The following is a 9258-nucleotide window of genomic DNA, read 5'->3' on the forward strand; positions in this document are numbered from 1 at the left end:
CCGGGTCACCGTGGCGCCGGCCCGGGACGCCCGCGTCCTGCTCGGCGGTGCCCGCCGCCTCGCGGCGCTCCCAGCCGGCGTCACGCTCGTCCTCGCTGCGGCCGGTGAACGCGTCCTTGATCGAGTCGGCCAGTCGGGCCGCCTTGCTGCTGCCCTGGTGCTCGCTCATGCCGTGGTCTCCCGTCGGGTGTCCTGGTCCGGTCCGCCCTGGCGGTGGCGGCCGTCGTTCTCGGGACGGCCACCGGAACCGGTGCCGTCGCCGTCGTCGAGCAGCGCGTCGATCAGTGCGCGGTAGCTCGTCACCGCGTGCCGGAGGTCCTCGGTCCCGGCTCGCCCGGCGGAGTGCTCACGGGAGATGGCCCGTGCCTCGCGGTAGCGCTGCGTGACGACCGGGTAGGCGACGGACAGGTCCTCCTCCCGGCGGTCGACGTCCTCGGCGGGGTACCCGCGGGCCGCCATGACGTCGGCGACGAGCGCGTCGGCGTCGTGCACCGCCCGCGACGGATCGTCGACGAACCCCTCCTGCACCTGCTGCCACCGGCGGCGGTAGCCGTCGCGCTCCTGCGGGTCGAGGGATCGCAAGGTCAGCGCGTCGTGGCGCTTGCGGCGCTGCGCGAGCTCCTTCTCCGCGTCGCGGGGGTCGTCCGCGTCGCGCACGGTGCGCTCGTACTCGGGTCCGAACTGGTCGCGGAGCTCGGCGGAGCGACGACGGCGCAGCATCGTCGCGGCGACCACGGCGAGTACGGCGACGACGATCACCACCACGGCGACGACGATGATCGTTGTGATGTCGGTCATAACGCGGTGTACCCGACTGCGCGAGCCGGAAACACGGAGCGTGGTTGTTGATCACGACAGGTGGTCACTGAATCGACTTGACCTGCACCGGGGTTCAGTGCGGGGCTGCTGCCGGGCCGGCTCGCCGTCGGGTCCGGGGGCGTGTCGGGGCTCGGGATGGGTGGGGCGTTCTCCGCGATCGCCTACCTGACCCTCGCCCACTCCGACACCCACGACGTCGGCCCGCACTCCTCGGCGGCCCAGCTCCTCGACCAGCCGGCGACGGCGGCGCTCGTCGGCCTGGGCGGCGCGCTGCTGGTGGCGCCGGCGTCACCGGCCGTCGCGCTGCCGGTCGTGGTCGCGGTGCCCGCGGTCGCCGGTGCGCCGGCCGCGTCGCGGACGCGGGTACCGGGGCGCTGAGCCTCAGATCCCGGACGGGCGGGCGAGCAGCTCGGCCACGGCGGCGTCGATGAAGGCCGTGTCGACCGGGTTCTTCCCGCCGCCGGCGAAGTGGCCCCACACCCCGGGGATCACCCGCAGCTCGGTGCCGGCCCGCATGTGCGACACCGCCCAGGCCTCGTCCTCGGGCGGGAAGTACAGGTCCTTCTCCGCGGGCATGACGATCGCCGTCGCCCGGATCGAGGCCAGCGCCTCCTCGGTCGAGCCGGCGCCCGGGGTCGCGCCGACGTCGCCGTGCCACCAGGTGTCGAGCATGGTCAGCAGGTTGTTCGGGTCCCGACCGTCGAGGAAGAAGCCCTCCCAGAAGTCGACGACGAAGTCCTCGAGCGAGGTGTTGCCCAGCCGGCGCCACTCCTCGTCCCGGTAGAACGCCTGGGAGAAGCCCCAGCCGGCGTAGATCCGGGCGAACGCGCGCAGCCCCTGCGCCGGCGGGACCGTGTAGCGGCCGCCGTCGAACCCGACCGCGGCCTGGAGCGCGGCACGCAGCGAGTCGAGGAACACCTGGTTGTGCGGCGCGGTCCGCGGCGATCCGCAGAACGGCAGGATGCGCTGCACCATCTCGGGGTGGCTGACCGCCCACTGGTAGGTCTGGCCCGCACCCATCGACCACCCGAGCACCAGCGGAAGCGTGCTGATCCCGAAGCGTTCGGTGACGAGCCTGTACTGGGCCTCGACGTTGTCGCGCACCCGGATCGGTGGGAACGACGGGCCGTCGTGCGGCACCGGGGCGTTCGACGGCGACGTGGACAGCCCGTTGCCCAGCATGTTCGGCACGATGACGAACCAGCGGTCCGGGTCGAGCGCCATCCCCTCACCGATCAGCCACTCGTTGTCCCAGTGCCGCCCGGAGTACCAGGTCGGGTAGACGATCGCGTTGTCCTTCGCCGCGTTCAGCTCTCCGTAGGTGCGGTAGGCGATCCGGGCCGGGCGCAGCGTCCGCCCGCAGTCGAGCGTGAGGTCGTCGATCTCGAAGACCTCGTAGGGCTCGTCGCGGCCGTAGCGGGGCCGGGCGGTGGGCTCGGGGTCGGGCACGGGGTCCTCCGGGGCTCGCGACGGTCGACCGATGGTTTCCCAGGAAATATGTTCCTGGGAAACCATCGGTGTCAAGGCCGGAGGGTCCCGCGGCTCAGCCGTCGCCCTCGATGTCGCCCTCGGACTCCAGGTAGGCCTGGCGCAGTGCGTCCAGCGTCGCGGACTCCGGGCTCTCCCAGAGACCACGGTCGACGGCCTCCAGCAGCCGCTCGGCCATGCCGTGCAGCGCCCACGGGTTCGACTCGGCGAGGAACTTCCGGTTGTCCGGGTCCAGCACGTACTCGGCGGTCAGCGTCTCGTACTGCCAGTCCGCGATGACGCCGGTGGTGGCGTCCCAGCCGAACAGGTAGTCGACGGTCGCGGCCATCTCGAACGCGCCCTTGTAGCCGTGCCGCCGCATCGCGGCGATCCAGCGCGGGTTGACCACGCGGGCACGGAAGACCCGGGCGGTCTCCTCGTGCAGGCTGCGGGTACGCACCGCCTCCGGACGGGTCGAGTCCCCGACGTAGGCGGCCGGCGCGGTGCCGGTCAGCGCGCGCACCGTGGCGACCATGCCGCCGTGGTACTGGTAGTAGTCGTCGGAGTCGGCGATGTCGTGCTCGCGGGTGTCGATGTTCTTCGCCGCCACCGCGATCCGCCGGTAGGCGTTCTCCATGTCGTCCCGTGCGGGGACGCCGTCGAGGCCGCGGCCGTAGGCGTAGCCGCCCCAGGTGGAGTAGACCTCGGCGAGGTCGGCGTCGCCGCGCCAGTCACGGGAGTCGACGAGCTGCAGCAGCCCGGCACCGTAGGTGCCCGGCGCGGAGCCGAAGATCCGGGTACGGGCGCGACGGTCGTCGCCGGTGCGCTCGCGGTCGGCCTCGACATGGGCGCGGACGTAGTTCTGCTCCGGGGTCTCGTCGAGCTCGGAGACCAGCTTCACCGCGTCGTCGAGCAGGGCCAGGACGTGCGGGAACGCGTCGCGGAAGAACCCGGAGATCCGAACCGTGACGTCGACGCGCGGGCGGCCGAGCTCCGCGAGGTCGATGACCTCCAGGCTGCGCACGCGACGGCTCGCGTCGTCCCACACCGGGCGGACGCCGAGCAGGGCGAACACCTCGGCGACGTCGTCGCCGGAGGTCCGCATCGCGCTGGTCCCCCACACCGAGAGGCCGACGCTGCGCGGGTACTCGCCGTGGTCGGCCCGGTAGCGCTCGACCAGCGACTCGGCCATCGCCTGCCCGGTCTCCCAGGCCAGCTTCGACGGGACCGCCTTGGGGTCGACGGAGTAGAAGTTCCGCCCGGTCGGGAGCACGTTGACCAGTCCGCGCAGCGGCGAGCCGGACGGGCCGGCCGGGATGAAGCCGCCGTCGAGGGCGTGCAGCACCCGGTCCAGCTCGTGCGCGGTGGCGTCGAGCCGGGGCACGACCTCGTCGGCGGCGAAGCGCAGCACCGCCGTGACCGCGTCCACGTCGACGCCCGGGAGCCCCCCACCGGTGCCCCCAGGGGAACTCTCGTGGCCTAGAGCGCTACGAGAGTTCCCCTGGGGGCCACCGGGGACGGGGGCCAGGTGCTCGGCGACCACCGCGGGGACGGCGGCGGGGTCCCAGGAGCAGGTCTCCATCGCCGAGCACAGGGCACGGGCGACGGTCTCGACGGCGTCGGTGCGGGTGTTCGACTCCGAGCCGTCCTCGACCAGGCCGAGCGCCTGGCGCAGACCCGGCACGGACTGCTCGCCGCCCCACATCTGCCGGGCGCGCAGCACCGCGAGCACCAGGTCGACGCGCTGCTCCCCGGCCGGTGCCTGGGCGAGCACGTGCAGGCCGTCGCGGATCTGGACGTCCTTGATCTCGCAGAGCCAGCCGTCGACGTGCATCAGCATGTCGTCGAAGACGTCCTCGTCGGGGCGCTGCTCCAGCCCGAGGTCCTGGTGCATCTGGGCCGCGGTCATCAGCGTCCAGATCTGCTGGCGGATCGCGGGCAGCTTCGCCGGGTCGAGCGCGGAGATGTTCGCGTGCTCGTCGAGCAGCTGCTCCAGCCGGGCGATGTCGCCGTAGGACTCGGCGCGCGCCATCGGCGGGATGAGGTGGTCGACCAGGGTGGCGTGCGCCCGGCGCTTGGCCTGGGTGCCCTCCCCCGGGTCGTTGACGAGGAACGGGTAGACCAGCGGCAGGTCGCCGAGGACGGCGTCGGTGCCGCAGGAGGCCGACATGCCCAGCGTCTTGCCGGGCAGCCACTCCAGGTTGCCGTGCTTGCCGATGTGCACGATCGCGTGCGCGCCGAACCCGCCCTCGGACTCGGGCGCGGCCAGCCAGCGGTAGGCGCCCAGGTAGTGGTGCGACGGCGGCAGGTCCGGGTCGTGGTAGATCGCGACCGGGTTCTCCCCGAACCCGCGGGGCGGCTGCACGATCAGCGTGACGTTGCCGCGGCGCAGTGCCGCGACGACGATGTCGCCGTCCGGGTTCTGCGAGCGGTCGACGTAGTGCTCGCCCGGCGCCTCGCCCCAGTGCTCCTCGACGCCGGACCGGAAGTCCTCGGGCAGCGTGTCGAACCAGCTGCGGTACGTCGCGGCGGAGATCCGGACCGGGTTGCCGGCCAGCTTCTCCTCGGTCAGCCAGTCAGGGTCCTGCCCGCCGGCCTCGATCAGGGCGTGCATGAGCGCGTCGCCGTCGCCGGCCTCGACGCCCGGGAACGCCGCCTCGCCCTCGGTGGCGACCGCGTAGCCCGCCGCGGCCATCGTCCGCAGCAGCGCCACCGTGGACGCCGGGGTGTCCAGCCCGACCGCGTTGCCGATCCGCGCGTGCTTGGTCGGGTACGCCGACAGCATCAGCACGATCTTCTTGTCCGCGTTCGGGACGCGGCGCAGCGTCGCGTGCTTCACCGCGATCCCGGCGACCCGGGCGGCCCGCTCGTCGTCGGGGACGTAGACCGACAGGCCGTCGGCGTCGGTCTCCTTGAACGAGAACGGGACGGTGATCAGCCGGCCGTCGAACTCCGGCACGGCGACCTGGGTGGCGACGTCGAGCGGGGACATCCCGTCGTCGTTGGCCTCCCAGGTGGCGCGGGAGCTGGTCAGGCACAGGCCCTGCAGGATCGGGACGTCGAGCGCGGCCAGCTCGGTGACGTCCCACTCCTCGTCCTCGCCGCCGGCCTGCGCGCCTGCGGGCTTGGTGCCGCCCGCGGCGAGCACGGTGACGACCATGGCGTCGGCCTCGCGCAGCCGCTCCAGCAGCGCGGCCGGGGCCTGGCGCAGCGACGCGCACCAGATCGGCAGCGCGCGGGCGCCCTTCGCCGCGATCTGCTCGCAGAGCGCCTCGATGTAGCGGGTGTTCCCGGCCAGGAACTGGGCGCGGTAGAACAGCACCGCCACCGTCGGCCCGTCGACCTCCGTGTCGGGCAGGGACAGCTCGCCCCACTCGGGCAGCTCCACCGGCGGCGCGAACCCCTCGCCGGTGAGCAGCACGGTGTCGGACAGGAACGCGTGCAGCTGCGCCAGGTTCTCCGTGCCGCCCTGCGCGAGGTAGGTGTGGGCCTCTGCCGCGACGCCCGCGGGGACCGAGGACAGCTCCATCATCTCCGCGTCCGGGGCCATCTCCCCGCCCAGGCAGACCAGCGGCGTCGCGCGGGCCCGCAGCAGGTCCAGCCCCTCCTCGAAGTAGCGGTACCCGCCGAGGACGCGGACGACGACGACGTCGGCCGCGTCGGCCATCTCCGCCAGCTCGTCGTGGGTGACCCGGTTCGGGTTCGCGAGGCGGTAGTCCGCGCCCGAGGACCGGGCCGAGAGGAGATCGGTGTCCGAGGTGGACAGCAGCAGGATCACCGGACGGCTCCGGGGGCGGTGTGGGCGCGCGTCATCGACGTACCTTCCTCGGGATCCTCGTCCCGGGTGGGGTGGCGCGGCGAACGGGCGCAGTGTCTGGCTCCCCCTCGCCGGGGCGAGGGGTCACAGTGGCGGGACCGCGCCGGACTCGCACCGGCTTCCTGGGGTTCCGCTCGCCGTCTTCGGTTGTCGTGAGTCACCATCGGTGGCGCCACCGGGTCACGTCAAGGAGCGCTCGACCAGGGTGGTGATCCGCACGTGCGACGGTGTGGCGGGGGCCGAGCCGAAGCCGAACCGGACCGGCGGGACGACCGGGGCCAGCCCGCCGCAGTCGCCGTCGTCCCAGCGGGCCGAGGCGGCGGCGACGCGGTGCAGGTCGCGGGCCCCGTAGTACTCGCGACGGCCGTTGCCCGCAGTGCCGACGGTCCGCACCCCGGGCATCACCCGGCGGGCGATCGGGTCGATCGCCCGCAGCCACCACGGGTGCACGGCGAGCGCACCGGGGACCGCACGCAGGAGCCGGCCCAGCGGCGGGCGACCACCGACCCGCCAGCCGACCTGCAGCGGCCCGGCGACGACCCGGCGCCGGTCGTCGTGGGCGGTGTGGGTCACCGGGACGATCCGGACCTCGTCGAAGGTGTAGGTGGCCGAGACGAACTCCGCGACCTCCCCGGTCGGGGCGAGCAGGGTGCGGTGCCCGTCGGCGGACTCCGTCATGACGTCGGTGAACGACCCCAGCGGGGTGTCCGGCCAGTGGCCGACCACGATCCGTCTGCCCGAGGTCGTGCCCAGCCCGCAGATCCAGCCGTCGAAGCGGTCCAGGACGGGGGATCCGGCGGTAGGCACCCCGCCATCAGAGCCGATCGGCGCCGTTCCCGCCCGGGGAGACCCCGTCCCTACCGGCGCGGCCGAGGTCACGGGCCTGCAGGGCGAGCCACAGCTCGTGGCGGTCCTGGGCCGCGGACAGGCGTCGTCCACTGACCTGCTCGGCCGCGGTGATCCGGTTCCGCCCGGTGTGCCGGTGCACGCCCAGCGCGGTCGCCGTCGCCTCCCAGTGGCCGTTGTGCTCGACGAACGCCGCCACCGCGCGCAACAGCTCGGGGCCGCGCGGGTCGGCGTCGAACGGGCCGAGGACGGCGACGGCGAACCCGCCGAGCCGCTCGTGGTCGAGCAGGGCGAGCAGCATCCGGGCTGGTCGCGTTCGTCGCGGTCTCGCTCGCGATCCGCCCCGTCGACGACGGCGTCCGCACCGGCTGGGACCGGCGGGTGGGCGCCACCGGGGGCCGGGACCGAGGACCCGGGCGGCGGCGCCCGGGCCGTCAGCCCAGCCGGGCGCCGTCCGCGGCGAACAGGTGGGTACGCGCCGGGTCCGGTGCCAGGTGCACCCCGGTGCCCCGCGCCGGGGGCCGGCGCCCGTCCACCCGGGCGACCATCGGGTGTTCGACGCCGTCGACGCGGGTGCGCCCGTAGACGTAGGCGTCCGCGCCGAGCTCCTCGACCAGGTCGATCTCCAGCGGGATGCCGTCGTCGGCGAGGTGCAGGTCCTCGGGGCGGACCCCGAGGGTGACCGCGTCCCCCGCCCCGCGCGGCACGGCGACGTCGACGCCGCCCAGCCGGACGCCGTCGGCGGTCACCGGCAGGCTCAGCAGGTTCATCGCCGGCGAGCCGATGAAGCCGGCGACGAAGGCGTTCGCGGGCCGCTGGTAGAGCTCGCCGGGGGCGGCGCACTGCTGCAGCACGCCGTCGCGGAGCACGGCGACCCGGTCCCCCATCGTCATGGCCTCGACCTGGTCGTGGGTGACGTAGACGGTGGTGACGCCGAGCCGGCGCTGCAGCGACGCGATCTGGGTGCGGGTCTGCACCCGCAGCTTGGCGTCGAGGTTGGACAGGGGCTCGTCCATCAGGAAGACCTGCGGCTGGCGGACGATCGCGCGCCCCATCGCGACCCGCTGGCGCTGCCCGCCCGACAGCGCCTTCGGGCGTCGCCCGAGGTACTGCTCGAGATCGAGGATCCGGGCGGCCTCGGCGACCCGGCCGGTGATCTCGGCTTTCGGGACGCCTGCCATCTTGAGCGCGAAGCCCATGTTGTCGGCGACGGTCATGTGCGGGTAGAGCGCATAGTTCTGGAACACCATCGCGATGTCGCGTTCCTTGGGCGCGACACCGGTGACGTCGCGATCGCCGATGCGGATGTGGCCGTCGTCGACGCCCTCGAGCCCCGCGAGCATCCGCAGCGAGGTGGTCTTGCCGCAGCCGGACGGCCCGACCAGGACGAGGAACTCGCCGTCGGCGATCTCGAGGTCGAGTGCGTCCACCGCGGCCCGGGGGGACCCCGGATAGCGGCGGGTCACCGCGTCGTAGGTCACGCCGGCCATGGTGGTGCTCCTTCGGTGTCGGAGTCGGTGTCGGTCTCGCGGTAGAGCTCGGGCCTGCGGTCGTGCAGGACGTGGTTGTGCGGCGAGAGGCGCTTGTCGCGGGCGGCGGCCGGGTCGAGCGTGGCCAGCAGCACGCCGGGCTCCCCCGGCGGCGGACCGCCGGGGCCGGCGAGCAGGTTCCCGTCGGCGTCGGCGATCACCGGCGCGCCGAACCAGGCGACCCCGCGCTCGGTGCCGCAGCGGTCCGCAACCACGATGTGCACCCGGTAGGCCCCGGCGACGGCCCGGACCTTCGCGACTTCCAGCGGGTCCTGCCCGGTGGGGGTCGGGCGCCACGGCCAGTTCACCGGGGCGGCGACGATCTCGGCGCCGCCCTGCGCGACCCGGCGCACCCACTCGGGGAACTCCAGGTCGTAGCAGACCATCGGGGCGATCCGGCCGGCAGCGGTCGCGACCACCGGAGGTGGCGCCTGGCCGGGGGTGAACAGCTCCTTCTCCCGGTCCCAGAGGTGCGCCTTGCGGTAGACCGCGCGGCGCACCCCGTTCTCGACGACGGCGGCGCTGTTGTACACGCGGCCGTCGGCCCCGAGCTCGGCGAACCCGGCGACGACGACGCAGCGCAGCTCCGCCGACAGGGCCGCGAAGCGGGCGACGGTGGGACCGTCGGCGGGTTCGGCGGCGGACCGCGCCTCCGCGGCGTCGGCGAAGGCGTACCCGCAGACGGTGAGCTCCGGCAGGACGACGAGCCGGGCCCCGCCGGCGACCGCCTCGCGCACCGCGCGCTCGGCGATCGCCGGGTCCGGGGCGTCGATCCGCGCC

At 74.0% G+C, this 9258-nt stretch carries 8 protein-coding genes and 1 riboswitch; of the genes, 1 reads left to right on the plus strand and 7 read right to left on the minus strand.

Going from position 1 to position 9258, the window contains the following annotated elements; all coding sequences use genetic code 11:
- Positions 1-165: 165 nt before the first annotated feature.
- Positions 166-798: a hypothetical protein gene (locus tag GTW08_RS14445; RefSeq protein WP_073577015.1), complete on the minus strand. Its 633-nt coding sequence runs from the start codon at positions 796-798 to the stop codon at positions 166-168.
- Between the two features lie 141 nt (positions 799-939).
- On the opposite strand from GTW08_RS14445, the gene GTW08_RS14450 reads away from it, so the two are divergent.
- Positions 940-1197, plus strand: a complete 258-nt coding sequence (locus tag GTW08_RS14450) for a hypothetical protein (RefSeq protein ID WP_073577016.1) — start codon at positions 940-942, stop codon at positions 1195-1197.
- A 3-nt stretch (positions 1198-1200) separates the two neighbouring features.
- Here the strand turns inward: GTW08_RS14450 and GTW08_RS14455 are convergent, their stop codons facing one another.
- The 6 genes from GTW08_RS14455 to GTW08_RS14480 all read right to left on the minus strand — a co-directional run.
- On the minus strand, positions 1201-2268 hold the full coding sequence (locus tag GTW08_RS14455; protein ID WP_073577017.1) for an alpha/beta fold hydrolase: 1068 nt from the start codon (positions 2266-2268) through the stop codon (positions 1201-1203).
- Positions 2269-2362: 94 nt separating this feature from the next.
- Positions 2363-6064, minus strand: coding sequence for a cobaltochelatase subunit CobN (gene cobN / locus GTW08_RS14460; RefSeq protein ID WP_073577018.1), 3702 nt, complete (start codon positions 6062-6064; stop codon positions 2363-2365).
- 90 nt (positions 6065-6154) lie between these two features.
- Positions 6155-6228, minus strand: a riboswitch (cobalamin riboswitch).
- 55 nt (positions 6229-6283) lie between these two features.
- On the minus strand, positions 6284-6910 hold the full coding sequence (locus tag GTW08_RS14465; RefSeq protein WP_083658869.1) for a hypothetical protein: 627 nt from the start codon (positions 6908-6910) through the stop codon (positions 6284-6286).
- A gap of 7 nt (positions 6911-6917) precedes the next feature.
- Positions 6918-7250: a helix-turn-helix domain-containing protein gene (locus tag GTW08_RS14470; protein ID WP_073577019.1), complete on the minus strand. Its 333-nt coding sequence runs from the start codon at positions 7248-7250 to the stop codon at positions 6918-6920.
- Between the two features lie 133 nt (positions 7251-7383).
- Positions 7384-8439: an ABC transporter ATP-binding protein gene (gene ugpC / locus GTW08_RS14475; protein ID WP_073577020.1), complete on the minus strand. Its 1056-nt coding sequence runs from the start codon at positions 8437-8439 to the stop codon at positions 7384-7386.
- A partial coding sequence (locus tag GTW08_RS14480) for a nitrilase-related carbon-nitrogen hydrolase (protein ID WP_161152054.1) occupies positions 8427-9258 on the minus strand: 832 nt, incomplete at its 5' end. The genes ugpC and GTW08_RS14480, both read right to left, overlap by 13 nt.

Origin of the sequence: Pseudonocardia sp. SID8383 (assembly GCF_009864975.1) — a bacterium.
Taxonomy (GTDB): Bacteria; Actinomycetota; Actinomycetes; order Mycobacteriales; family Pseudonocardiaceae; genus Pseudonocardia; species Pseudonocardia alni.